24 protein-coding genes and 1 pseudogene are annotated in these 25,102 nt (G+C 56.9%); 18 read left to right on the forward strand and 7 right to left on the reverse strand.

The window, feature by feature from the left end:
• Both K5Y32_RS04895 and K5Y32_RS04900 read right to left on the reverse strand, forming a co-directional pair.
• On the reverse strand, positions 1 to 1,344 hold the full coding sequence (locus K5Y32_RS04895; protein ID WP_222181941.1) for an SrfA family protein: 1,344 nt from the start codon (positions 1,342 to 1,344) through the stop codon (positions 1 to 3).
• A gap of 152 nt (positions 1,345 to 1,496) precedes the next feature.
• Positions 1,497 to 2,675, reverse strand: a complete 1,179-nt coding sequence (locus K5Y32_RS04900) for a benzoate/H(+) symporter BenE family transporter (RefSeq protein WP_222181942.1) — start codon at positions 2,673 to 2,675, stop codon at positions 1,497 to 1,499.
• Between the two features lie 96 nt (positions 2,676 to 2,771).
• On the opposite strand from K5Y32_RS04900, the gene K5Y32_RS04905 reads away from it, so the two are divergent.
• The 3 genes from K5Y32_RS04905 (at position 2,772) to K5Y32_RS04915 (ending at position 4,435) form a co-directional block, all read left to right on the forward strand.
• Positions 2,772 to 3,317, forward strand: coding sequence for a helix-turn-helix domain-containing protein (locus tag K5Y32_RS04905; protein ID WP_192411907.1), 546 nt, complete (start codon positions 2,772 to 2,774; stop codon positions 3,315 to 3,317).
• 120 nt (positions 3,318 to 3,437) lie between these two features.
• Positions 3,438 to 3,863, forward strand: coding sequence for a MarR family winged helix-turn-helix transcriptional regulator (locus K5Y32_RS04910; RefSeq protein WP_192233724.1), 426 nt, complete (start codon positions 3,438 to 3,440; stop codon positions 3,861 to 3,863).
• A 17-nt stretch (positions 3,864 to 3,880) separates the two neighbouring features.
• Complete coding sequence (locus tag K5Y32_RS04915) at positions 3,881 to 4,435, forward strand: isochorismatase family protein (RefSeq protein WP_192411905.1); 555 nt, start codon at positions 3,881 to 3,883, stop codon at positions 4,433 to 4,435.
• A 61-nt stretch (positions 4,436 to 4,496) separates the two neighbouring features.
• On the opposite strand, the gene K5Y32_RS04920 is transcribed toward K5Y32_RS04915, so the two are convergent.
• The 3 genes from K5Y32_RS04920 to pqqU all read right to left on the reverse strand — a co-directional run bounded on the left by K5Y32_RS04920 (position 4,497) and on the right by pqqU (position 7,418).
• Positions 4,497 to 4,922, reverse strand: a complete 426-nt coding sequence (locus tag K5Y32_RS04920; protein ID WP_222181943.1) for a type II toxin-antitoxin system VapC family toxin — start codon at positions 4,920 to 4,922, stop codon at positions 4,497 to 4,499.
• Positions 4,922 to 5,173 (reverse strand): type II toxin-antitoxin system prevent-host-death family antitoxin, encoded by a 252-nt coding sequence (locus K5Y32_RS04925; RefSeq protein WP_101764487.1) that lies wholly within the window; start codon positions 5,171 to 5,173, stop codon positions 4,922 to 4,924. The genes K5Y32_RS04920 and K5Y32_RS04925 overlap by 1 nt, the downstream gene beginning before the upstream one ends.
• A gap of 133 nt (positions 5,174 to 5,306) precedes the next feature.
• On the reverse strand, positions 5,307 to 7,418 hold the full coding sequence (gene pqqU, locus K5Y32_RS04930; RefSeq protein ID WP_222181944.1) for a TonB-dependent receptor PqqU: 2,112 nt from the start codon (positions 7,416 to 7,418) through the stop codon (positions 5,307 to 5,309).
• 152 nt (positions 7,419 to 7,570) lie between these two features.
• Here pqqU and K5Y32_RS04935 point away from each other — a divergent pair, with 152 nt between their 5' ends.
• Both K5Y32_RS04935 and K5Y32_RS04940 read left to right on the forward strand, forming a co-directional pair.
• The gene (locus K5Y32_RS04935; RefSeq protein WP_255602501.1) at positions 7,571 to 8,500 is read left to right on the forward strand and encodes an NAD(P)-dependent oxidoreductase; all 930 of its coding nucleotides are present in this window, start codon (positions 7,571 to 7,573) and stop codon (positions 8,498 to 8,500) included.
• Position 8,501: 1 nt separating this feature from the next.
• Positions 8,502 to 9,284: a helix-turn-helix transcriptional regulator gene (locus K5Y32_RS04940; protein ID WP_222181946.1), complete on the forward strand. Its 783-nt coding sequence runs from the start codon at positions 8,502 to 8,504 to the stop codon at positions 9,282 to 9,284.
• On the opposite strand, the gene leuA is transcribed toward K5Y32_RS04940, so the two are convergent.
• The gene (leuA, locus tag K5Y32_RS04945) at positions 9,235 to 10,920 is read right to left on the reverse strand and encodes a 2-isopropylmalate synthase (protein ID WP_222181947.1); all 1,686 of its coding nucleotides are present in this window, start codon (positions 10,918 to 10,920) and stop codon (positions 9,235 to 9,237) included. The genes K5Y32_RS04940 and leuA overlap by 50 nt on opposite strands.
• A gap of 189 nt (positions 10,921 to 11,109) precedes the next feature.
• Here leuA and K5Y32_RS04950 point away from each other — a divergent pair, with 189 nt between their 5' ends.
• From K5Y32_RS04950 to pqqF, 8 genes are all read left to right on the forward strand, one after another.
• Positions 11,110 to 12,042: an ABC transporter substrate-binding protein gene (locus K5Y32_RS04950; protein WP_222181948.1), complete on the forward strand. Its 933-nt coding sequence runs from the start codon at positions 11,110 to 11,112 to the stop codon at positions 12,040 to 12,042.
• Between the two features lie 77 nt (positions 12,043 to 12,119).
• Positions 12,120 to 13,145 (forward strand): dipeptidase, encoded by a 1,026-nt coding sequence (locus tag K5Y32_RS04955; RefSeq protein ID WP_222182897.1) that lies wholly within the window; start codon positions 12,120 to 12,122, stop codon positions 13,143 to 13,145.
• A gap of 148 nt (positions 13,146 to 13,293) precedes the next feature.
• Positions 13,294 to 13,365, forward strand: coding sequence for a pyrroloquinoline quinone precursor peptide PqqA (gene pqqA / locus K5Y32_RS04960; protein WP_002905689.1), 72 nt, complete (start codon positions 13,294 to 13,296; stop codon positions 13,363 to 13,365).
• A gap of 55 nt (positions 13,366 to 13,420) precedes the next feature.
• The gene (gene pqqB, locus K5Y32_RS04965; RefSeq protein ID WP_222181949.1) at positions 13,421 to 14,347 is read left to right on the forward strand and encodes a pyrroloquinoline quinone biosynthesis protein PqqB; all 927 of its coding nucleotides are present in this window, start codon (positions 13,421 to 13,423) and stop codon (positions 14,345 to 14,347) included.
• Entirely contained in the window at positions 14,344 to 15,099 is a 756-nt protein-coding gene (gene pqqC, locus K5Y32_RS04970; protein ID WP_222181950.1) for a pyrroloquinoline-quinone synthase PqqC, read from the forward strand. Before pqqB ends, pqqC begins: the two co-directional genes overlap by 4 nt.
• A gap of 4 nt (positions 15,100 to 15,103) precedes the next feature.
• On the forward strand, positions 15,104 to 15,382 hold the full coding sequence (gene pqqD / locus K5Y32_RS04975) for a pyrroloquinoline quinone biosynthesis peptide chaperone PqqD (protein ID WP_061720121.1): 279 nt from the start codon (positions 15,104 to 15,106) through the stop codon (positions 15,380 to 15,382).
• Positions 15,369 to 16,508: a pyrroloquinoline quinone biosynthesis protein PqqE gene (gene pqqE, locus K5Y32_RS04980; RefSeq protein ID WP_222181951.1), complete on the forward strand. Its 1,140-nt coding sequence runs from the start codon at positions 15,369 to 15,371 to the stop codon at positions 16,506 to 16,508. The genes pqqD and pqqE overlap by 14 nt, the downstream gene beginning before the upstream one ends.
• Positions 16,508 to 18,826: a pyrroloquinoline quinone biosynthesis protein PqqF gene (gene pqqF, locus K5Y32_RS04985; RefSeq protein WP_222181952.1), complete on the forward strand. Its 2,319-nt coding sequence runs from the start codon at positions 16,508 to 16,510 to the stop codon at positions 18,824 to 18,826. The genes pqqE and pqqF overlap by 1 nt, the downstream gene beginning before the upstream one ends.
• 301 nt (positions 18,827 to 19,127) lie before the next feature.
• On the opposite strand, the pseudogene dld reads toward pqqF, so the two are convergent.
• A pseudogene (dld, locus tag K5Y32_RS04990) lies at positions 19,128 to 20,828 on the reverse strand (D-lactate dehydrogenase).
• 434 nt (positions 20,829 to 21,262) lie between these two features.
• On the opposite strand from dld, the gene K5Y32_RS04995 reads away from it, so the two are divergent.
• The 5 genes from K5Y32_RS04995 (at position 21,263) to K5Y32_RS05015 (ending at position 25,095) form a co-directional block, all read left to right on the forward strand.
• Complete coding sequence (locus K5Y32_RS04995; protein ID WP_101764479.1) at positions 21,263 to 22,243, forward strand: 6-phosphofructokinase; 981 nt, start codon at positions 21,263 to 21,265, stop codon at positions 22,241 to 22,243.
• 10 nt (positions 22,244 to 22,253) lie between these two features.
• Positions 22,254 to 22,568: a PTS sugar transporter subunit IIB gene (locus K5Y32_RS05000; protein WP_008110086.1), complete on the forward strand. Its 315-nt coding sequence runs from the start codon at positions 22,254 to 22,256 to the stop codon at positions 22,566 to 22,568.
• Positions 22,561 to 23,934: a PTS sugar transporter subunit IIC gene (locus K5Y32_RS05005; RefSeq protein WP_008110085.1), complete on the forward strand. Its 1,374-nt coding sequence runs from the start codon at positions 22,561 to 22,563 to the stop codon at positions 23,932 to 23,934. The genes K5Y32_RS05000 and K5Y32_RS05005 overlap by 8 nt, the downstream gene beginning before the upstream one ends.
• A complete protein-coding gene (locus K5Y32_RS05010) occupies positions 23,921 to 24,763 on the forward strand; it encodes a class II fructose-bisphosphate aldolase (RefSeq protein ID WP_101764478.1) in 843 nt (280 codons plus the stop codon). The genes K5Y32_RS05005 and K5Y32_RS05010 overlap by 14 nt, the downstream gene beginning before the upstream one ends.
• A 62-nt stretch (positions 24,764 to 24,825) precedes the next feature.
• Complete coding sequence (locus K5Y32_RS05015; RefSeq protein ID WP_222181953.1) at positions 24,826 to 25,095, forward strand: hypothetical protein; 270 nt, start codon at positions 24,826 to 24,828, stop codon at positions 25,093 to 25,095.
• Positions 25,096 to 25,102: the final 7 nt, after the last annotated feature.

A 25,102-nucleotide genomic window follows, 5' to 3' on the forward strand; every position in this document is an offset into this window, starting at 1 on the left:
TTACTTACTCTCACGCTTAATCGTCAACGGGAAGACCTGATCTGCGCCATATTGCGCAGTACAGCTGGCGATGCCATCACCGGCTTTACACACCAGTTCCGGCATGCGGTAACGCGATTTATCGCTGCAGGTCGCAGTATAGCGGCTGCGCACTTCCATGCTGCCGGCGGTGGTCATCGCGGCGGTGACATCGGCTTTACAGCGGATGTTGTCGCCCTGGGTAATGGTAGCGGTGCCTTTGCCGTTGCGGATTTGATAACGCAGGCTTGGCGGTTTGCCGGTCGGCAGATTGGTTTGACGCAATGTGACGCGCCAGGTGCCGTTAATAAATTTCACCGATCCAACGCGCGCATCTTCGGTGGTCATCACCAAATCATCCGCTTTGGCCGGTTCGGTGTGTTCAGCGACCACCTCAGGCGGCGCGACAGGTGTGGCAACCGGCGCGGCGGCAACGACGGTGGCGGCGGTTTGTGGCAGCGTGGCGGCGAGTTTTTCCGCTTTAACCATCACGGCAGGCGGCTTACTCACCGGCACCGGCACATCCGCAACGCTAATCGCAGCAGGCTGCGGCGCGCTGTGCAGCCAGTAGGCGACGCCCGCAGCCACCAGCGCCGCAACCGGCAACAGCAGCATCAGCGGACGCACGGCAAAGGCGCGACGTGGCGGCGAGACAGGTTCGGGTAGCGGTTCAGGCGCGGCCTCAGCAATGACTTCAACCGCCGGTTCTTCGGCTTCAGGTTCCGGCTCAATCACCGGTTGAGCAGCGGCAGGCGGCACCTCGATCAGCGGCGCAATTACCGGCGCAACCACCAGCGGAGCAGGTGCTGGCGGTTCTGGCAGCAGCGGCGGCAGCGCATCTTCCAGCGAATCGCGCAGGCAGGCCAGCGCGTCATCACGCGAACGCGCCTGCGGATCAACAAAGCCCCAGAAGGTGATCACCGGTTTGCCATCCACCAGATAAACGTACTGCTGATCCGGGAACTGCAACGTTTTGCTCAGCAACGCACCAAACAAGCGCATCGCCGGATTCTCCGCGTCGCGCGCGCGCAGGCTCAGCGCCTGCAGATCCTGCTGGTTCAGCGTCAGCAGTTCCAGCGCCTGACGGCGCTCGTGATCGCTGGCACCCAGCCAGGATTTTACTTTGCCAGTAAACGGGGCGTACCAATCGAGGCGGTCACCGCGCTCGTTGACCTGCGGGATCGCGAGGCAATTGGCCAGCGTGGTTTGGCGGCGCAGGCGCAGGGTTTCACGGATTTGCAGCGCGGACGTCCAGACCGGCTGGCCGTTTTCACCCAGTGCCAGTACCGTGTCCAGATTGCCGCTGCGCAGAAAAGTTTTTGCCACTCGTTGGGCCCTTATCGGTGGTTGTCTGAGGCAGAACAGTGTGTGTTTTTGGCGATGATAGTGATCTTAAGCCAAATGCAGCGAAATCAAACGGCTGATAAAGGGGGAAAAACAGGGCGTTTTTCCCCCGTGCGGAGGAGATTGCTGAAATTTTAAGCGCGGCTGCGCGGGGAAAGGATCACATAGGTCAGCATGCCGCCGAGCAAACCCCAAAAGGCGGAGCCGATGCCGAGCAGCGAAACACCGCTGGCGGTGATCAGAAACGCCACGATGGCGCTGTCGCGCTGATCCGGTTCGGCTAAGGCGCGCTGCAAACTGCCGGACAGCGTAGCCAGCAGCGCGAGACCCGCCAGCGTGGCAATCAACACCGGCGGCAAGGCGCTCAGCATGATGGCGATCAATCCGCCGGTAAATCCGGTCAGCAGATAGAACACGCCCGCCAATGCCGATGCCATCCAGCGGCGCGCCGGATTCGGATCGACATCGTCGCCCATACAGATAGCAGCGGTAATCGCAGCGATACACACCGAAAACCCGCCAAATGGCGACAGCACTAAAGCGATAAAGCCGGTCCAGCCGGTGAGCGCAGATACCGGCGGCTGATAGCCGTGCGCCTGCAAGGTGGCGATGCCGGGCGCATTTTGCGACGCCATGGTGACGAGAAAATAGGGCAAACCCACGCCAATCAGCGCCGTCAGATTAAACTGCGGCATGATGAATTCCGGCCGACTGATCGCCAGCGCATGCGGCGGAAAGTGGATCGATTGCTGGCCGAGCGCCACCAGCACGCCCGCGAGCAACGCCAGAATGATGGCGTAGCGCGGCAGCCAGCGGCGGCTCAACAACCACACCAGACACATGCTGCCGCACAGCGCGAAATTGCTCTGCAAACCGCTAAAGGTGCCGATGCCAAATTTCAGCAGAATCCCGGCCAACATCGCGGCCGCCAGCGATTGCGGAATGTGATTCATCAGGCGGGCGAACAGGCCGGTAACGCCGCATAACACAATTAACAGGTTGGTGGCGACAAACACGCCCACCACTTCATTCAGCGTCAAACCCTGCACGCTGGTGGCGAGCAGCGCCGCGCCAGGCGTCGACCAGGCCGCGAGGATCGGCATGCGTGTCCATAGCGATAAGCCGAGCGAGGCCAACCCCATACCTACGCCGAGCATCGACAGCCAGCCGCCAATCTGCGCCGGCGAAGCGCCCGCCGCCTGCGCCGCCTGGAAGATCAGCGCTGCCGTGCTGCTGTAGCCCACCAGCACGGCGATAAAACCCGAAATCAGCATCGGGAAAGAGAAGGCACTGCGTGTGGTGGCGGTGGTCATCAGGTCACATCCGATTGTGCGTTATAACGCACATTGTGGCATGGAGCGTTATAGCGCACAAGTGCTACACTGCGCGCGAGCTTTTCGGGAGAACACATGGAAAATTTGCATCAACATTTGAGTCTGGCGCTGAAACAGCTGCGTCAGGCCAACGGCTGGAGCCTGACGCTGGCAGCGGATCGCACCGGCGTGAGCAAAGCGATGCTCGGCCAGATCGAGCGCGGTGAATCGAGCCCCACGGTGGCGACGCTGTGGAAAATTGCCACCGGCTTTAACGTGCCATTTTCCTTCTTTGTGCAGGGCAGCGATCAACCGCCGGGCAGCGTGGCGACCTTCAGCGAGCCCAACGCGCAGATGCAGGTTAAGCCGCTGCTGCCGTACGATGCCAGACTGCATTTTGATCTGCTGGAAGTGACACTGGCGGGTGGCGCGCAGAGTGATTCATCAGCGCATGAAAGCGGGGTGATTGAGCAGGTTGTGGTGCTGGAAGGCGAATTGTTGCTGGGCGTGGAAGGCACATGGCGCCGCTTGCTTTCGGGCCAGGCCAGCCAGTTCGCCGCCGATACGCCGCACAGCTACCGTAATCCCCTCAGCACGCCGCTGCGTTTCCACAGTTTGATTCATTATCTGCAGCGCGCCTAGGATCGCCATGCATGGCGACCACCTAACAATCTTGCACAATTACAAATTGATACGAAGGTAAACTACCCAGTTTGCCTTCGTATTTATATACTCGCGGCTCATCAGTAAGGAGAAGGTGCCATGAGCGACCTCAACAGCGCGGCGGCGTTACTGCGCAGCATCAATGGCAAACTGGCGCGTCGCCTGCGTGAATCGGCGCCGCCGGGCGATCTCACCTGGCCGCAGGTGTCGGTACTTGGCTATCTGGTGCGCGATGGCGCGATGACGGTAACAGAATTGGCTACGCTGGAAGGGGTGCGCACGCAGTCGATGGGTGCCACCGTGGCGAGCCTGCAGACGCTGGGTATGGTGCAGGGCGCAGCCGATCCGCTGGATGGCCGCAAAACCCGCTATCAACCCACCGATGCCTGCCTGAAACTGATTGCTGCCAACCGCGCACAACGCGATGACTGGCTGCTCAACAGCATCGCAACGCAACTGAGCCCGCAGGAACAGCACACGCTGCTGGCCGCGCTTCCCTTACTGCAACGACTTGCCGACCAATAATCCTGAGAGGACTCAACATGGCTTTAACTACCCTTGACGACAACACCGCGCTGATTGTGATTGACCTGCAAAACGGCATTGTTGCGCTGCCGGTCGCACCGTTAGAGGCGCATGAAGTGATTGAGCGCTCAGCGCGTCTGGCCGATGCATTCCGCGGGCAAAAGCGCCCGGTGGTGCTGGTCAACGTTGCGGGCGGCGCGCCTGGCCGTAATGAGCAGCCGAAACACGCTGGCGATTTGCCAGCCGATTGGGCGACGTTGGTGCCGGACCTGGCGCAGCAGCGCGGTGACATCATCATTACCAAAAAAACCTGGGGCGCTTTCCATAACACGGATCTGCACGAGCAGCTGCAGCAGCGCGGCATCACACAAGTGGTGATTTGCGGCATCGCCACCAGCATCGGCGTGGAATCCACGGCGCGTCAGGCGTATGAGCTGGGTTACAACGTCACGTTGGCAACTGACGCCATGACCTGCCTGAATGCCGAAACGCATAAAAACAGCGTCGAGCGCATTTTCCCGCGCCTGGGCGAAACCGGCACCACCGATGATGTGCTGGCGTTGTTGAAGTAAGGATCATCATAGGGTGCGCATTCATGCGCACCTGGCTTTTAGGTCGCCATGAATGGCGAGCCTACAGTTCCTGCCACGGATTCAGCAACATCACGCCAGTGGTATCAAAATCCCGTACGTTACGCGTGACCAGAATCAGCTCGTGATGAATCGCTGTCGCCGCGATCAGCGCGTCGGTATGTGGGCGTTCATCAGGAATATGCAGCTGAGCGCAAAGGCGGGCCACGCTGCTATCAATTGAAAGTGTGCGCCAGGCAAATTCTGTCAGAACCTGCTCTTGATACCAGCGCTGTAAATGATGGGCTTGCTGAGGGTCTTTACGGGCGAACTTAAGAATACCTTTTTCAATTTCCATCAGCGTCAATGCTGAAATAAACATCTCTTCAGCATCAATGCTTTTAGCCCAGGCAATCACCTGAGGATTGGCTTTAGGCGTCCCTGCCTTACGTAATTCTGAAATAATATTGGTATCCAGCAAATAGCGCATTAGAACTCCACATCCCTGTTGATTATGGTCGCACGTTCTGGCTCAAAATCGATATCTACGCCGTCCGGCATGGCGAGTGAATCTACGATGCTTCGGTTTGAACCCGTGAGTTTTTTATACGCTTCAAATGTCAGTAAAACATGTGCAGGATTGCCACGGTCAGTAATATAAACCGGGCCTTCCTCGGCGGCTTTCTTGGCCCGGGATACCTCCTGATTAAAAGCTCGACTGCTGATTCTCGTCACTGTCATCACGACCTCCATGATATGTAGAGATGTTGCTACATAACTATAAAGCAATATGCCATGCTGGACAATATTTAACCAATAAAAAGCCCCACAAGCGACTTGCAGGGCTTTGATATCATCTATCCCCCGCGTTTATTTACTGAAACGCATAACTCACCGTCAGGCCCACGCTGTAATTGCGGCCCGGCGCCGGTTCGTAATAGCGACCGTTGCTTTCATTCACGATCACCGAACCGATGTAGTTGCGATCAAACAGGTTATCGACGCGGCCAAACAGATCCAACGTCCAGTTCTGCACCAGCCATTTATAACCGCTGTTCACGCCGACCACGGTATAAGACGGCGCTTTTACGTCATTCTCATCATCCGCCGCGATATCGCTCAGGTAGCGCACATCGGTTCCGGCATACCAGCCTTGATCGGGCGCGTAAGCCAGTCCGGCGTAAGCCATGTTACGGGCAATGCCGGGAATGCGGTTGCCGTCGCAGCTTTCGGTGCCGCAGGCGTTAGAGCGGTAGCGGGCATCCAGCAAGGTCCATGCGGCTTTGAAGCGCCAGCTCTCGCCGAATTGCTGGTCGAGGCCCAGCTCCAATCCACGACGGCGGGTTTCCCCGGCGTTTTTGTAGCTGGTGCGGCCTTCAAAGCTGCTGTCAGAAACGATCTCGTTTTTGGTGTCAGTCTGGAAAATCGCCGCCGTTAACAGTCCGTTGCCGATGCGTTTTTTACTGCCCAGTTCGACCGTTTCGCTGGTGGCAGGCTGCAGGTTGAGATTCAGCCCGGCCTGATCGGCGGCGCGATAGGACAACTCATTCAGCGTCGGCGTTTCGAAGCCGCGACCAGCAGAAACGTAGGCGTTCCAGCTGTTATCAATGGCGTAATTCAGCGCAGCGGCAGGCAACCAGCGGTGATAGCGACGATTGCCGCTGTCATCGGGATCGCTGTCGGTGACGTAATAGTCATTGGAGTCGAAATTCACCGTGCTGAAACGCACGCCAGCATCCAGTGACAGTTTATCGGTTAGCTGCCACGCGGTTTGCAGATAGGGATCGAGGTTCCACATCAGGTTGCGTTCATTACGACGCATCTCGCCCTGTACGCCCAACCCGTCGCCGTTAAAGTTTTGATAACCTTTACGCTTCTCAGTCATGGTTTCATAGTCGAGCCCGCCAGTGAAGGTTACCGGAATGGTGAACAGCGCGTCGCGGTGCGTCCAGCGGGTATCAATGCCCTGATAATGACGCGACAAAGCAATCACGCCGCCGGGATAACCTGCGCGCAGCTGAGTGGCTTTAGGAATGGATTGATACTGCGTTGTTTCACGTTCACCCGCGTACATCATCACGCTCAGGTCATCGTTCTCACTCATCTGGCGCTGATAGTGCAGGCCTGCTTGCGTCTGATCGACGGTTTTACGCGCGTCGTACAAGCTCACGTTGCTGGCGACCTGGCGTGGATTATTTTTCCACTGCTCAGCGGTCAAACCGCCCGGGTCCTGCGCTTCAACGTGCACGCTGTTGAACAGCAGCGTCAGGGTGCTGACATCATCGATGCGCACGCCGAGTTTGGCGTTGCCGAGGTTTTTCTGCGCCGAGCTGTGATCGCGGAAGCCGTGCGTGGTAAAACGCGAGGCGGAAACCGTGTAGTTGACGTCGCCGGCTTGCGTACCGTCGCCGGTTGCACCGCTGGCTTTAACGCTGTTGCGCCAGCTGCCGTAACTGCCGTACCAGCTGCTGGCTTCCAGCGTGGTGGGTTGCTGTCCGGTTTCGGTTTCAACGTTAATCACGCCGCCCGACGAGTTGCCGTACAGCGCCGAGAAGGGGCCGCGCAGCACGTCGATGTGATCGATGGAGCCGATATCGATGTTGGAAGTTTGTCCCTGGCCATCGGGCATGGTGGCGGGGATCCCGTCGACGTACATACGAATGCCGCGCAGGCCAAAGGTGGAACGCGAACCAAAACCGCGCACCGAAATCTGCAGGTCCTGCGCATAGTTCTGGCGGTTTTGAATTTGCAAACCGGGCACGCTGCTGAGGTTTTCTGACAAATTGACGCGCGGTGCCGCGTGGCGCATATCGTCGCCGGACACCACACTAACTGCCGCTGGCGTATCCAGTTCAGACAGTCCAGATGCGGACGGCGCCGCGCTCACCACCATGGTGTTGCTGGCCGCGTTTGCCGCCAGCGCCGAGACCGTTAACATCGCAGGCAGCATCAGCAGCGAAGCCTGTCGCAGTAAAGCTATTTTCATTATGAAAGACCGTAAAAAGGGCGTGGAATGTACCGAATGGAACATTAATGGCGCGTATGTTAATCGTTTTATCATTTGTTTGAAAAGCGTAAATAGTATGACGGATTATTCATCATTGCGGCGTTGAAAATGTTTTTTCATGGCATCTCTGGCTGGCTGCGACAGGGAAATTCTGTCAGTCTGGCGGTTTTGTCTTAAGGCACAAAAGAGAGGGAATGATGAGTCAACAACCTGTGGTCGCGGTATTGGGATTGGGCGCGATGGGGCATGCGTTTGCCGCTAACCTGTTGAAAAAAGGCTTCACGGTGCGCGGCTGGAACCGCACGCGTGCCAAAGGCGAAGATCTGCTGGATGCAGGCATCACGCTGGCCGACAGCGCCGCGCAAGCGGTTGAAGACGCGGATGTGGTGATCGCCATGCTGGCCGACGGCGATACCACGCGTCAGGCACTGAACGACGCCAGCACCGCGCTCAAGCAGGGCGCGACAATTTGCCAGATGGGCACCATCGGCGTGGCCGCCACCGATCAACTGATTGCGGAATTCAAAAGCACGCGTCCGGACGTGGTGTTTATCGATGCACCGGTTTCTGGCACCAAAGCGCCAGCAGAGAATGCGCAAATCCTGGTGATGGCCAGCGGCGATCAGAGCAACGCGCAGGCCGCCGAGCAGGTGTTCGCCGCGATCGGTAAAGGCACGCAATGGCTGGGCGAGGCGGGCGCCAGTTCGCGCATGAAGCTGGTGGTGAATAGCTGGCTGATTGGTCTGATGCAGAGCCTGGCGGAAAGTACGCGTCTGGCGGAAGAGTTTGGTTTCAGCACCGACGATCTGTGGAAAGTGCTGGATGGCGGTCCGCTGGCGGCACCGTACGCCAAAATGAAACTTGGCATGATTGCCAGCGGTGATTTCACGCCGCAGATGCATCTGGTGTGGGCGCTGAAAGACGCCAAACTGGCGCTGGATGCGGCGGGCGATAGCAAACTGCCGGCGCTGGAAAACATTGTGGATGTCTGGCAGCAAGCGGTAGATGCCGGTTACGGCGAGCAGGATCTGGCGGCGGTTTATCAATATCTGAAACGCTAACATGAGTGCGCGGCTCAACTTCGACTTCGCCTATCGTCCGCTGGTGCCCTATGCGCACGATTATGCGCATGGCGACGCGGAGCCGTGGCATCACCACGCCTGCGCCCAGCTGATCCACACGCTGAGCGGCGTGGTGAAAGTGGAAACGCAGCACGGCAGCTGGATTGTGCCGCCGAGTCGCGGCGTCTGGCTGCCGGCGGGGACGCGTCACGCACTGCACATTGTTGGCGCGGTGGCCGCGCGCACGCTGTTTGTGGATCCGCTGGCGCGCGCCGATCTGCCCGCCAGTTGTCAGGTGGTACAGATTTCGCCGCTGCTACGTGAGTTGATTGTCAGCGCGCTGGCGCTGCCGGAGCAGTACGTTCCCGGCAGCCGCGCCGAGCGTATTTACGAGCTAATCCTCGATGAAATTCGCGTAATGGATGTGCTGCCGTTTGGCCTGCCGCTGCCGGAAAGCGAGCGTTTGCTGAGTCTGTGCCAGCACATCCAGCAAGCGCCCAGCGAAAACTGGACGCTGGCCCGCGCCGCCACGCAACTCTGCGTGGCCGAACGCACGCTGGCGCGCCATTTCAGCCGCGAAACCGGTTTACAGTTCAGCGACTGGGTGCGCCGCGCGCGACTGAGCGTGGCGTTAACCCGCTTAGCACAGGGCGAGAGCGTGCTGACGGTGGCGCTCGATCTCGGTTACGACAGCCCAAGCGCCTTCAGTGCGATGTTTCGTCGCGTGCTCGGCGTTACGCCAGCGAACTACTTTCCTGCGGCAGAAAAGCGTGCGCTGCGTTGAGCAGCGCCTGCAATGAAGCGCGCGCCACATCGTTATCAATGCCCACCCCCCACGCGCGTTCACCGCGTGCGTTAATACAACTAATGTACGTCACCGAACGGCTGTCGCTGCGTTTGCCCAGCGTGTGTTCGTGATAATCCTCAATGGTGATGACGATGTCGTAGCGCTGACGCAGCGCGCTGACGGCGGCAGAGAGCAAGCCGTTACCTTTGCCTTCCAGCGTCACCGGCTGTGCGCCCTGTTGCAGTCGCGCTTTGAAGCGCGTTTCGCCTTTATCGTCGCTGTGACTTTCCGCTTCCAGTAAACGACGCGCGGGCTGGGTTGAGCCGTAATGCTGACAAAACAGCTGCCAGAGCGCATGGTGCGTCATCTCCTGACCGTGCTGGTCGGTTTGCTGCTGCACCAGGCGGCTGAAATCCTGCTGCAAGCCGCGCGGCAGTTGCAGGCCGTGATTCTGCTCCAGCAGCCACGCGGCGCCACCTTTGCCGGATTGACTGTTGACGCGGATTACCGCTTCGTAACTGCAACCGATATCCAAAGGATCGAGCGGCAGATAGGGCATCTGCCAGAGGGTTTCTTCACGCTCAGCGCGTTCGGCAAAGCCTTTGCGAATCGCATCCTGATGCGAACCGGAGAAGGCGGTAAACACCAGCTCACCGGCATATGGATGGCGCGGATGCACCGGCAGCTGGTTGCAGCGCGTCACCACTTCCAGCACCTGCTGGATATCGCTGAAATCGAGTTGCGGCGCCACGCCTTGGGTATAGAGATTGAGCGCCAGCGTGACGATATCGACGTTGCCGGTGCGCTCGCCGTTGCCGAACAAACAGCCTTCGACGCGATCGGCACCCGCCAGCAGCGCCAGCTCGGCGCAGGCGATGCCGGTACCGCGATCGTTATGCGGATGCACGCTGATCGACACCTGCGATCGCTGGCTGAAGTGGCGACAGAAGTACTCAATCTGATCGGCATAGACGTTCGGCGTATTCACTTCGACGGTGGCGGGCAGGTTAATGATCATCGGACGCGCCGGGCCCGGCTGCCAAATCGCCGCCACCGCTTCGCAAATCTCCCGCGCAAACTCCGGTTCGGTAAAGCAGAAGGTTTCTGGCGAATATTCGAAAGTCCATGCGGTATCCTGTTGCGTTTCGCAGCGGGCGCGAATTTGCCGTGCACCGGCGCAGGCCAGTTCAATAATTTCGGCTTTGCTCTGGCGGAACACGCGCTCGCGGAACAGCGGCGCGGTGGCGTTGTACAGGTGAATAATGGCGTTCGGTGCGCCACGCAGCGCCTCAAAGGTACGTTCGATCAGGTCGCTGCGCGCCTGGGTCAGCACCTGAATCGCCACATCGTCTGGAATGTGGTTCTGCTCAATCAGCAAACGGACAAAATCAAAATCGGTCTGCGATGCCGCCGGGAACGCGACCTCAATCTCCTTGAAGCCACAGCGCAGCAGCAGTTGCCAGAACTCCAGCTTGCGCGCGCTGTCCATCGGCGTCGCCAGCGCCTGATTGCCATCGCGTAAATCGGTAGAGAGCCAGCGCGGTGCCTGCGTCAGCTGGCGCGATGGCCATTGACGCTCGGGTAAGTCGATGACCGGAAACGGGCGGTATTTTGCAGCGGGTTGCATGAGCATAACGATCTCCTTGTGATGTTGTATTCAGTCTCACCCAGCAGCACGCGGCGCGGCTCGCGCATTGCTGACAACCCTACGCGCAAAAGTGACAACCTTTATGCGCCACGCGGCATATCTCATGCGAAATCGGCATCGGTCATTTGGCGCGCACGGGTTAGGCTGGGGTTTTGCGCGATGGGATAAAACACAATGAAAAGAGCAGCTTTGGCACTATTGATCGTGGCAGCGGGCAGCGCGGCAGCGGCAGAACCCGTGACGCTGCGCATTGCCGATCAGAAGGGAAATATGCACGCGGAAATGGAAGCGGCGCAGCAGTTAAACAACCTCAATTACAAAATCGAATGGGCTGAGTTCCCGGCGGCGGCACCGCTGGCGGAAGCGCTGAATGCCGGTGCGGTGGATGCCGGTATTATCGGCGATGCGCCACTGCTGTTCTCGCTGGCGGCCGGTTCGCAGGTGAAAGCGGTGGCGGTGAGCAAATCGATACCCGAAGGTTTGGCGGTGCTGGTCAGCCCGGATTCACCCATCAAAACCGTGGCCGAGCTGAAGGGCAAAAACATCGCCACCGGACGCGGATCGATTGGCCACTTTGAGGCGCTTAAAGCGCTGGAGCAGGCGGGCGTCAGCGATAAAGACGTCAAATGGCGCTTCTTAACGCCGGCGGATGCGCGCATTGCGCTGGCAAACGGCTCGGTGGATGCCTGGTCAACGTGGGATCCCTATACCGCGCTGGCGGAAGTGACCCATACCGGCCGCGTGCTGGTGAACGGCGTCGGGCTGTCCAGCGGCAACAGCTTCCTCGCCGCTACCGACGCCGCGTTGCAAGATGAGGCGAAACGCGCGGCGCTGCAGGATTACGTCAATCGTTTAGCGGCTGCCGATCGTTGGGCCAACAGCCATGTCGATGAGTACTCCACCACACTGGCGAAAATCATCGGCTTCCCGAAAGAGGCGGCGGCGAAATCCTTCTCACGGCGCAAATCGCACTGGCAGAGCATTGATGATGCCACCATCGCTCAACAGCAGGAGACCGCCGATTTCTACCAGAAATACGGGTTAATTCAAAAACATCTGGATGTGAAACCAACCTTCTATCACGGCTTAAAGGTTGCGCAGAACTAACCCTTTGTGCGCCCGTATTTGGCGAAACAGCAGCGCGCGCGTAGCATGGCGGCATGTTGTTTCGTCAAGATCCCACTATGTTGCTAAAAACCTTCGACGGTCATAACGACCTGCTTCTCAATCTGTGGCTGCACCATCGCGATGATCCGGCGCAGGCATTTTTTCACGGCATCGAAAAGGGCCACCTCGATTTTCCGCGCATGCAGCAGGGCGGTTTTGCCGGTGGGCTGTTCGCGATGTTCGTGCCGCCACCGCTTTATGTCAAAGAAGTTGCGCCTCAGCGGGCGGAGGAGAATCTCGATCCGCTGGCGATTCTCTGGCAGCAGCTCGACATCCTGAAAACGCTGGCGGCGCAATCTGACGGTCGCGCGCGTTTATGTCTCCGTGCCTCAGATATTGCCGCCTGTCGCGCGGACGGCGTGCTGGCGCTGGTGGCGCACATTGAAGGCGCGGACGGGTTTGATGGCGATGGCGTCGCGCTTGATGCGTTTTACAAAGCGGGCGTGCGCAGCATCGGGCCGTTCTGGAATCTGCCTAATCGCTTTGGCGAAGGCGTCAGTGGATCATTCCCCAGCTCGCCGGACAGCGGACCGGGTTTGACCGCACAAGGCGAGCAATTGATCGCCGCAGCCAATCGCCATCGCATGCTGATCGATATGTCGCACATGAACGAGAAAGCCTTCTGGGACACCGCGCGCCTGTCAACTGCACCGCTGGTGGCGACGCACTCTAATGCGCACGCGCTCTGCGCCCAGCCACGCAATCTTACTGACGATCAGCTGCGCGCCATTCGCGACAGCGGCGGTGTGGTGGGCGTGAATTTCGGCAACGCGTTCTTGCGCAGCGACGGAAAACGCGATAGCGACACCGCATTGATCGAAATTGTTAAACATGTTGAGCACCTGATCGCGATAATGGGCCGCGATCATGTGGCGCTGGGCTCCGATTTTGATGGCATCAGCGTGCCTGATGCGCTGAAAGATGTCAGCGGATTACCGCATCTTTATGCGTTGTTGCGTTCGTTCGACTACGATCAAACAGCACTTGAGCAGCTCGCATGGGGCAACTGGCAGCGCGTGTTGCAACAAATTTGGCAGGATTAACACAATTCCCTTACCGAATCAGGGTTGATCTGCTCGCTACATTGGCGCAACATCTGCGCGCGTACGGATTGCGATGTGATCCAAGTCACAACCGCAATTCACTTCAGCAGAGATTTCTCTGCGTTTTAGCTTTAAGAGGAAGACCGTTATGTGGAAAAAACCTGCGTTTATTGACCTGCGTCTGGGCCTGGAAGTGACTCTGTACATCTCCAACCGCTAAGACTTCTGCCCGCCGTTCGTGCGGGCATTTTGTTTTCTCTCTCTGGTCAACTTTCATGTTTATTAAAGTCCTCGGTTCAGCGGCGGGCGGCGGTTTCCCGCAGTGGAACTGCAACTGCGCCAATTGCAGCGGCCTGCGTAACGGTACTCTTCAGGCTCAGGCGCGCACGCAATCTTCGATCATTGTCAGCGACAACGGTGAAGATTGGGTGCTGTGTAACGCCTCGCCGGACATCAGCCAGCAAATTGCCCACACGCCAGAACTGATCAAAAAGGGTGTGCTGCGCGGCACGGCGATTGGCAGCATCATTCTGACCGACAGCCAAATCGATCACACCACCGGCTTGCTAAGCCTGCGCGAAGGTTGTCCGCATCAGGTGTGGTGCACGCCGGAAGTGCATGGCGATCTCACCAGCGGTTTCCCGATTTTCACCATGTTGCAGCACTGGAATGGCGGCTTGCAGCATCATGCGTTAACGCCGCTGGAACCGTTTCGCGTTGATGTCTGCCACAGTTTGCAGTTCACCGCGATCCCGATTCTCAGCAACGCGCCACCGTATTCGCCGTATCGCGATCGCCCGCTGCCGGGCCACAACGTGGCGCTGTTTATTGAAAACACCGCCAACGGCCAAACGCTGCTGTACGCGCCGGGCCTTGGTGAGCCGGATGCGGTGATCATGCCGTGGCTGCAAAAAGCCGATTGCCTGTTGATTGATGGCACGGTGTGGCAGGACGACGAGCTGCTCGCTACCGGCGTCGGCAAAAATACCGGCAAAGCGATGGGCCACTTAGCGCTGGCTGAAGAACAAGGTTTAATGGCGCTGCTGGCCGCGCTGCCGGCCAAACGCAAGATTTTGATTCACATTAACAACACCAATCCCATCCTTAATGAGCAATCGCCACAGCGCGCCTATCTGACGCAGCAGGGCATTGAAGTGAGTTGGGATGGTATGGCGATTCATCTGCAGGAGTTTGCATCGTGATCATTACTGAAGCGTTATCGCCCGCCGCGTTTGAGCAGGCGCTGCGCGACAAAGGCGCGTTCTACCACATTCATCACCCGTATCACATTGCCATGCACAACGGCAATGCTACGCGCGAGCAAATTCAGGGCTGGGTGGCGAACCGCTTCTATTATCAGACCAATATTCCGCTTAAAGACGCGGCGATCATGGCGAACTGCCCGGATGCGGCGACGCGGCGTAAATGGGTACAGCGCATCCTCGATCACGACGGCAGCAACGGTCACGAAGGCGGGATTGAAGCCTGGCTGCAGTTGGGTGAGGCGGTGGGGCTGGATCGTGACGTGTTGCTGTCAGAGAAGCTGGTGCTGCCGGGCGTGCGTTTTGCGGTGGACGCCTACGTGAACTTCGCGCGCCGTGCTAACTGGCAGGAAGCGGCCTGTAGCTCGCTCACCGAGCTGTTTGCGCCGCAGATTCATCAGTCGCGCCTCGACAGCTGGCCGCAGCACTATCCGTGGATCAAAGAGGAAGGCTATTTCTACTTCCGCAGCCGTTTGAGCCAGGCGAACCGCGATGTGGAGCATGGACTGGCGCTGGCGCTTGAGGTGTTCACCAGCGCCGAACAGCAAAACCGCATGCTGGAGATCCTGCAGTTTAAGCTCGATATTCTCTGGACCATGCTCGATGCCATGACCATGGCGTATGCGCTGCAACGTCCGCCTTATCATACGGTCACCGATCAGGTGTCCTGGCACAGCACAAGACTGGTATAACAACATGAAAGATAATGTGATTCCGGCTTTCCGTCGCGGCTACCGCATGCAGTGGGAAGCGGCGCAGGATAGCCATGTGGTGCTCTATCCTGAAGGCATGGCCAAGCTGAACGAAACTGCGGTGGCGATCCTCGAACTGGTGGATGGCAAACAAGATGTGGCGGCGATCGTTGCCACGCTGGATGCGCGTTTCCCGGATGCGGGCGGCGTCGGCGATGACGTTAAAGAGTTCCTGCAATCAGCCATCGAACAAAAATGGATACAGTGTCGTGAACCCGAGTAAAAGCGTGACGCCGCCGCTGTGGCTGCTGGCAGAACTGACCTATCGCTGCCCGCTGCAGTGTCCGTATTGTTCCAATCCTCTGGATTTTTCCCAGCAGGAGAAAGAGCTGACCACCGAACAGTGGATTGAGGTGTTTCGTCAGGCGCGCGCCATGGGCAGCGTGCAGCTCGGTTTTTCCGGCGGCGAACCGCTGACGCGTAAAGACCTGCCGGAACTGATTCGCGCCGCGCGCGATCTCGGTTTCTACACCAACCTGATCACCTCCGGCATTGGCCTGACGGCGAAAAAACTCGACGCCTTTGCTGACGCCGGGCTCGATCATATTCAGATCAGTTTCCAGGCCAGCGATGAAACGCTTAATGCCGCGCTGGCCGGGTCGAAAAAGGCTTTCCAGCAAAAGCTGGAGATGGCGAAAGCGGTGAAAGCACACGGCTATCCGATGGTGCTGAATTTCGTGCTGCATCGCCACAATATCGACCAGATCGACAAAATCGTCGATCTCTGTATCGAACTGGAAGCCGACGATGTCGAGCTGGCGACTTGCCAATTCTATGGCTGGGCGCAGCTCAATCGTGAAGGATTGCTGCCGACGCGCGAGCAGATCGCCAACGCCGAAGCGGTGGTGGCCGATTATCGTCAGCGCATGGGCGCCAGCGGCAATCTCACCAATCTGCTGTTCGTGACGCCGGATTACTACGAAGAGCGGCCGAAACCCTGCATGGGCGGATGGGGATCGATCTTCCTCAGCGTCACGCCTGACGGCACCGCGTTGCCGTGCCACAGCGCGCGTCAGCTGCCGGTTGAGTTCCCGTCGGTGCTGGAGCGCACGCTGGACGATATCTGGTACAACTCGTTTGGTTTTAACCGCTATCGCGGCTTTGACTGGATGCCGGAACCCTGTCGCTCCTGCGATGAAAAAGAGAAAGACTTTGGCGGCTGTCGCTGTCAGGCCTTTATGCTGACCGGCGATGCCGATAACACCGATCCAGTGTGCAGCAAATCGCCGCATCACGGCAAGATCCTCGAAGCACGACGTGAAGCCAACTGCAGCGACATCAAAATCCAGCAGCTGCAGTTCCGCAATCGCAGCAACTCCGAACTGATCTTTAAGCAGCGCGTCACCTGATGCACGCGCGCCAGCTCACGCTCGCCAACGGCCTGCGCTGCCATCTTTATCATCAGCCCGACGCGCGTGAGGCGGCGGCGCTGATGCGCGTGCAGGCCGGCAGTCTGGATGAAGCGGATCGCTGGCCGGGTTTGGCACATCTGCTGGAACATCTGCTGTTTTGCGGCAGCGAAGTTTTTCACGGCGACGACCGCCTGATGCCGTGGCTGCAGCAGCAGGGCGGCCAGGTGAACGCCACCACGCAGTTGAGCCGCAGCGCCTATTTCTTTCAGCTCCCAGCCGCAGCGTTGTCAGCGGGCGTGCAGCGGCTGTGCGATATGTTGGCGTCACCGTTGCTGACAGCGCAGGCCATTCAGCAGGAAGCGGCGGTGATTGAGGCTGAGTATCAACTGCTGCAAAACCATGCCGACACGCTGAGTGAAGCTGCCGTGCTGGATAAGTTGCCGGGACGTTTCCAGCGCTTCCGTGTCGGCAGTGGGTTTGCATTTGGTGACAACGTCACGGAGTTACAATCCGCACTACGCGATTTTCATCGCCGTTTCTATCGCGCTGAAAATATGGAACTTTGGCTGCAAGGGCCGCAATCACTGGATGAGCTCGAACAGCTGGCGGCACGCTTCGGCGGCAGTTTGCTGGCGGGTGGAGAATGCGCTGCGGCTGTTGAAGCTACGCTGTTGCGAGGCGATCGTTTACTGCTATCAGGCGGTGAAGAAAATTTCTGGCTGACGATGTTGGTGGCGGGCGATGAGCAGACTGTGCGTGACAATGTCACCTTATTAACAGCATTCTGGCAGGACGAAGCGCCCGGCAGCTTGCTGGCGCAGTTGCGCGTTGAGGCGTTATGCGAAACCTTTGACGCGCATTGGTTATGGCAAGATGAGCAGCAAGCGTCACTGGCGCTGCGCTTTAGCGCCAGGCGCATTTCCCCGGCGCAGGCGCAACAGATTGAGCAACGCGTTTGGCAGCATCTGGCTGTGTTAACTGAATGTACGGCGCTTCAGCTGCAGCACTACGCACAGCTCGCGCAGCAGGATTTCGCGACCTTGTCGCCGCTGGAACAATTGCGCGGCCGGGCGTTGGGCTTCGCGCCGGGCTGCGCGCTACCAGACAATTTCACGGATTTTGCCGCAGCGTTGCCGCATTGGCCGCGCACACGTCTGCTCACACAGCAACAGATTGACGGCGCGCCGCATCACACGCAGGGCTTCACCCTGCAACTGGCTGAGTGGCTGCCGCCGTTACTGGCTGCGACCAAACCCGCAGCGTTTCACTTCTATCCCGCTTCAGCCGCTGTTCCGCTCCCTCGTCTCCCGCCCGTGGCGCAGCCGTTACCGCTGATTGAACCGGTAAAACAGGTTGAAACGCTGCTGCTGCGTCCGGCGTTTTATCAGACCTTGAGTGACGAAGACGCGCAGTCGCGGCAGCGCCAGTTACGCCCGTTGCTGGCGGAATTGCGCCACGCGGGTGGCAACGGCAGCTGGCAACAGACGCATGCCAGCTGGCAGCTGCTGCTCAATCTGCCCGCATCCGCCGATCGCGCGTTGTTTAGCGTGCATCAGGCAATACAGGCGCTGAACACGCCGGTGCTGGCGCAACCCGCAGCGAATACCCCTTCGATTGTGATTCATCAATTGCTTGCCGCTTTGCCCACTTGCTTGATCAAGCCATTACCCGCGCCACAATGGCTGGCGGCATGGTGCGGCACCAATACCGCATTAAGCCAGCGCGTGGCGCATCTGCTCAGCGATTTTACGCCGGATCTGGCGCGCGACACGCCGCTAGCACGACTGCAGCGCGGCATCGTGCCCATCGCTTGCGACGGGCGCGATCAGGCGCTGCTGCTGTTTATGCCGTTACCGCAGGCCGACGATGCCAGCCTGGCCGCTTTACGCGTGCTGGCGCTGATGCTGGAAACGCGCTTCTTCCAGCGGTTGCGCGTGGATCAGCAAATTGGCTATGTGGTGTCGGCGCGCTATCAGCGGGTGGCGGATGTGGATGGCTTGATGCTGGCGCTGCAATCACCGGATATCTCCTGGCGTGCGCTGCTGGGTCACTGCAAACGCTTTATGCGTGAGATGGTAGCCGAGATCGCGGCAATCTCGCCGCAAAAGCTGGCGGCATGGCAGGCAAGCTTAATGACGCAATGCGCAAGCAAAGATAATGGCGAGGCCGCACTCGAAACCCTGCGCCAGCAGCACGGCCTGGCCACTCTCAATCGCGCGGCTATTCAGGCACTGACGCTGCAGCAGCTCGAGCAACTGCATCAGCGTCTGCTGCGCGAACGGCATCGCTGGTTGATTTTGGTCAATCAAAGCTGAAAGGTTCAACCGAAACGCACCCATAATTATTCGTCTTTGTAGGGTCGCCATTTATGGCGACCAGGCGTGCATGAATGCGCACCCTACGAAAACGCGCCAATCCTTTGTAGGGTCGCCATTTATGGTGACCAGGTGCGCATAAATGCGCACCCTACGAAAAACGCGTCAATCGTTTGTAGGGTCGCCATTTATGGTGACCAGGCGCGCATGAATGCGCACCCTACGAAAAACGCGCCAATCCTTTGTAGGGTCGCCATTTATGGTGACCGGGCGCGCATGAATGCGCACCCTACGTGCGATGTTACATCTCCCGCCAAAACTTCTTCTTACTGGTTTTGCCAATCCCCGGATTACAACTGTTGGTGGGGTCGAGCTGTTTCCAGTGCTCAACATGTTCACAGGATGCCTCATAGAGGTGTCCGACATTGTGCTCGGCAGGATACTTCGCGCCGCGCTGCTCCAGATAGCGCTTCACCTCTTCCTTAAACACTTTCGCGTCGTAGCCCGGTTTCAGCACGTAATCCTGATGATTGACAAAGCAGAAGAAGTGCCCGCAGCACGAATCAACCTGCACCTGCGCCGCCAGATGATCGGGCAGCGTCAAACGCCATGCATCGTCATTACGGCGCAGCGCCACGTCGAAGGCTACCAGCCGCTCGTTGGGGTTATAGCCCAGCGCATCGCAGTAGGAAATGGTGCAGCCGCCCACGCCGAAGCGCACCAAAAACGCATCCGCCGCTTCACGCGTATTGCAGCGGAAAAAGCCGCCTTGCTGCTCAGCAAAGAATTGCTGCAGTAAACTCTGCAACTCGGCGGTTTGCGGCGACTCTACTTTGATCATCAGATGATGTTGATACTCGCTGCGGTAATCCATGATGCGCGGCGCAATAAAGCTCGGCGTCAGCTGGTTGAAGAATTGCAGCACCCGATCAACAACATTGCGCGGCAGGAATTTAAGATGGCTGACGCGCACATCCCATTTGGCTTTATTGGCCATCATCTGCGGAATGGCCTGCGGGCCCAGTTTGCGGATCGCCAGATACATATGCTTGGCGTAGCGCACGGTTAAATCGAAGGCATTGCGATGGATATATTCCGCCTGCAGCGGCAGTTCGCTCATTTCGGTTAGCAGGAAACGGCGCAGCGCCACCAGCACGTTCTCATCGTTAGTGCCGATGTAGAAGGTGTCGCTGCCGGCGCTGGCTTCGAAGGTGGGCAAGCGTACAGCGAAAACCACCACTTTACCGGCGCTGCCCGAGCTGTCGTGCAGGTAGCGCAGATCGCCATTGAAGCGTGCTGGGGAATCCGCGGTCACATCTCGTAAGCGGTCGGCGTAGTCATCGGCCCAGATTTTACCCTGCCAATCGGCTTGCTCGCCGGTTTGATACTGCTGCTGCGCCAGGTTTGCCAGCATCACTTCTGGCGTGTCGCCCAACTCGATGCCGAGATGATTAACCATCTCTAAGCGACCATCCTCATGAATACGGGCGAACAAGGATTTTTCGGTAAACGCGGGGCCGCGCCGAATCAGCGAGCCGCCGGAATTATTACAGATCCCGCCGACCACCGAGGCGCCAATGCAGGATGATCCAATCACCGAGTGCGGCTCACGCCCGAGCGGCTGTAAGGTGTGCTCCAGTTCGGTCAAGGTGGTGCCGGGGAAGGCGATCACCTAGCGCGCCTGATCGATTACCTGCACGCCTTTGAGCTGGCGGGTGCTGATGATCACGATATCGCGGTCGTAGTCATTGCCGTCGGGCGTTGAGCCGCCGGTAACGCCGGTATTTGACGCCTGCATCAACACAATCACATCGTGCGCCACGCACACCTGCAGTGTTTGCCACAGCTGCAACAAGGTTTGCGGTAATGCCACCGCCAGCGCGTCACCGCGCCCGACGCGGAATCCCTTTATGTACCAGGCTTTATCATCCGCATGGGTTAATAACTGTTTGTCACCCACCACCGCGGCCAACTTAAGCAAAATATCCTTCTGCATGCTCATTTTTCTCTTCTTTATTCTTCATCTGCCACGGTATTGGACAAGGGCAGCTGCACTGAGTCAATCATTCACTGGCCCTGACGCGTAAATAACGCACGGAATCATTATCCCTTTTTACTTTACGGAATAACCGGGAGGAACCGATAAAAATGCGCGGGAAATCACAAAATAGATCGAAATAAAAATCGCGAAGAGGGCGTTTATTTGGCCTGCTGATTTTACTACGCAAAATAAATATAACATTATGATTTTACTTGTCATTGTGGGTTTAATCTTAAAATTGACGTGTGACATATATCACAAAAGAAAGCCTTTATTGGCCGCTGTCAATGATCGCTCTCGATGAATTGATGGCAAAAGTGTGACATTCGTTGCAAATAACAATGCGGTTAATCGGAAGAATGAATTCCAGACGCACAGCATAAAGGATGATGACAATGAGAATTGGCATGGTAATCAGCGGTGGCGATGTCACCGGGATTAATAACTTTGTGTATCAAATATCGCGCTTAACTCAAGCGGAAATGGTGTTATTTAATGGTGGTATTCCAGGTTTGCTGGAAAACAATCACCAGGAAATATCCCAACGCGATTTAGTGGATTACGCCATCGCCGCTATTCCGGTGATGCAATCGGGACGAACCAGCAGGAAATTAATTCGCCCGGAATATGAGATGATCGCCAAACACCTTAAATCGCTGCGCATCGATGTATTAATTATGGCGGGCGGAGATGGTTCATTACAATTCCTGCATACGCTGAGCGAATTTGGTGTCAACTGTTTTGGCGTCGGCATGACCATCGATAACGATGTCTTTGGCAGTGATTACAGTATTGGTTTCTCCACCGCCTGTGAGCAGGTGTTAAAAGAGGTGGCGAAGTTACGTAATACCGGCCGCGCCTTAACCGGTCGTGTATTTATGGTGGAGCTGCTGGGAGGTTATTGCGGTGAATTAACCTTGCAGTCAGCGATCAAATCCAATGCGGATTTCGCGCTGATCCCGGAATGCCAGATTGCACCGCAGGAGCTGGCGGAGCGCATCACGCAGCGGCTGGCGGCGCAGAACAGCGTAATAATTTTGTGCTCGGAAGGCTATACCCGTGAATATTCACCGGGCTTTCAGGGTGCTATCGATACCTTAATTAAACAAATTGAACCGTTAATTGGTGTGCGTATCCGTAAAACGATTATCGGTTATGGCCTGCGTAATGGCGATCCTACCTGTGAAGAGATTTATCAGGGCACCATTATGGCCAGTGAAGTCGCGCGTTGTATTCAGTCGGGAATGCGCAATAAAGCGGTGATTATTAATGGCAGTAATCGACCGATTCCGATTGATTTAATAAGCATGAAAAAACGCCTGGTCGATACGGAAGGGCATCATTATAAACTCGCTAAACAACTGCAAATTCTGTGAGGAAATAGCCATGCTGAAAATATTATGTGTCTGTGGATGTGGTTTGGGTTCAAGCTTTGCGATTGAAATGAGCGCCAAGTCAGTATTAAAGAAACTCGAAATTGATGCTGATATTGATCACACCACCATTTCTGAAGCCAACGCCTTTAAATCCGACATGATTTTAACCCAGAAAGCCTTTGCTGATGTGTTAAATGCCGATGCCAGCCCGGAACAGATCAAGCGGGTGATTATTCTCAATAAGCTGACCGACAAAGCAGAAATTGAAGAGAAAATCGTGGCGTTTATGAAAGAACGTAACTTAAAGGTTGCTAATCATGAATAGTGTCATCGACTTCCTGGTAAAAGACTTATTGGGGCAGGCATCGATACTGATCGCCTTTATTGCCCTGATTGGTCTGCTACTGCAAAAAAAATCGGCGGGCAAGGTGGTGGAAGGCACCTTTAAAACCCTGCTCGGTTTCTTAATTATGATGGCCGGTATCAACATTATTGTCGGTACGCTGACCTTCCTGAACACCATTTTCACCCACGGCTTTGGCATGCAGGGTTATATCACCGACGTTGCCGCCATTGCCGGGTTAGCAAACCGCGAGCTGGGTTCAGAAGTGGCGCTGACGCTGTTGGTGATCTTTATCGTCAACATCATCATTGCGCGTCTGACACCGTTCAAATACATCTTCCTTACCGGACAGGCGCTGCTGTGGATGGCGACCATCGGTGCGGTGATTGGCTATAAAGCGGGGCTGACAGGTTTACCTCTGATCCTTACCGGCGGCATTTTTGGCGGCATTATGGCGGTGGTGATGCCTGCACTGGCCCAACCGGTGGTGCGCCGCATCACCGATTCTGACGACGTGGCGCTCGGGCACTTCTGCACCATTGGCTATCTGCTGACGGCGGCGGTGGCAAAGGTGGTGGGCAAAGGGTCGCGCTCCACCGAAGATCTCAAACTGCCCGATAACTTTAAATTCCTGCAGGACACCTATCTGTCGATGGCGGTGGTGATGGTGCCGATGTACCTGATCCCTGCGGTCGCCGCCGGTCCGGAATTTATCGGCCAGTACAGCAACGGCATGAACTACCTGATGTACGCCTTTATGCAGTCGATTCAGTTCGTGTGCGGTGTGTTCGTGCTGTATAGCGGCGTGCGTCTGTTGCTGAACGAACTTGTGCCGGCTTTCCGTGGTATCGCCATGCGTCTGGTGCCGGATGCAAAACCGGCGCTCGACTGCCCGGTGATGTTCCCGTACGCCCCAAACGCGGTGATCGTCGGCTTCCTCGCCACCACGCTGGGTTCGGTGGTTGGCATGCTGGTGTTCCCGATGTTTGGTCTGGCGATGATTCTGCCAGGTCTGCTGACCAACTTCTTTGCCGGTGGCACCGCAGGCGTGTTTGGTAATGCGCTCGGTGGTCGTCGCGGCGCAATGATCGGCGGTTTCGTGCACGGTCTGTTCATCACTTTCCTGCCGGCGATTCTGGTGCCGATGCTGGAAAGCTACGGTTTTACCGGCGTCACCTTCAGTGATTCGGATGTCATCAGTACCGGCCTGGTGCTCGGCCATGCATTCCAGAATAACTGGCTGTTCGTCGCGCTGTTTATCGCCTTTATTACTCTCATCGCCTGGTTTGTTAACGGAAAATCCACCAAGTCTAAATCCCATGAGGAAAAGCTCCATGAAACTTTATAACTTTACCGATCTGTTACAGGTGGCTAAAGAACGTGAATTTAAAGCGCTCGGTTCCTTTAATTTGCACTGCCTGGAAATGTTGCCCGCCTTTTTTAAAGCCGCGGAGAAAACGAATAGCCCATTAATGATTCAGATCTCAACCGGAACCGCCAAATATCTCGGACATAAATTATTGGTAGATGCGATTCGCTCATTGTCGGAAAGCCGTAACGTGCCGACCTGTTTGCACCTCGATCACTGTTCGGATTTGGACGCTATCCAAACCGCGCTGGATGCGGGCTTCAGTTCAATTATGTATGACGGTTCACATTTACCGATTGAAGAGAACATCGCCAATACGCGCCGTGTTATTGATATGGCGCGCCCTCTGGCGGTTTCGGTTGAGGCGGAATTGGGCGCGATTGGCGGCTCGGAAGATGGCAAAGAAGTGGAAATGAACGATGCGGCCTTTACCACCGTCGATGAAGCTAAACGCTTCGTCGATGAAACCGGCGTCGATATGCTGGCGATCTCCATCGGCACGGTGCACGGCTTGTACACTGGTAAAGCCCATATTCAACATCAGCGCCTCGCGGAAATTACCGATGCCACTAAAACGCCGCTGGTGCTGCACGGCGGAACCGGTGTTAGCGATGAAGATATGCGTCTTGCGGTGCGCAGCGGCATTGAGAAAGTGAACGTCGGCACAGAGATGAATGTGCAGTGGGTCGCAAACTGCAAGCAGACGTTTGAAAAGGGCAAGGTCAACGACAGCGTGCGTAATTTCCTTGTGCCGGCCAACGATGCCGTGACCAATGTGCTGGTAGAAAAGATTCAGCTGTTCCGCTAAGTCCGACTCACTCATGACGTAATAACCTGAGGTGCCCGGCGCCATTCGGGGCAGGAGACGCTATGTTTGGATTCTTGAAAAAGGGCTCTGATAATAAGAGCCAGGATTCACAGGAAATAGATCTTCAGGCTGAAACCATCAGCGGGAAAATAAGCGAACTGGAACAACAGTTAGCGAATAATCCGCAGGCGACAGACACGCAAAAACAATTAATGCTGGAATATAATCGTGCGTTAAATATCTTTGCCAAAAGTCGACAGTATCGTCAGGAAATTGATCCGCTGTTTGTCAAAATTGATGAACTGCGCAACACCATTCGCAAATCATTTTAAGGAGGCA

The sequence above is a fragment of the Pantoea sp. DY-15 genome, assembly GCF_019795935.1.
GTDB lineage: Bacteria > Pseudomonadota > Gammaproteobacteria > Enterobacterales > Enterobacteriaceae > Pantoea > Pantoea leporis.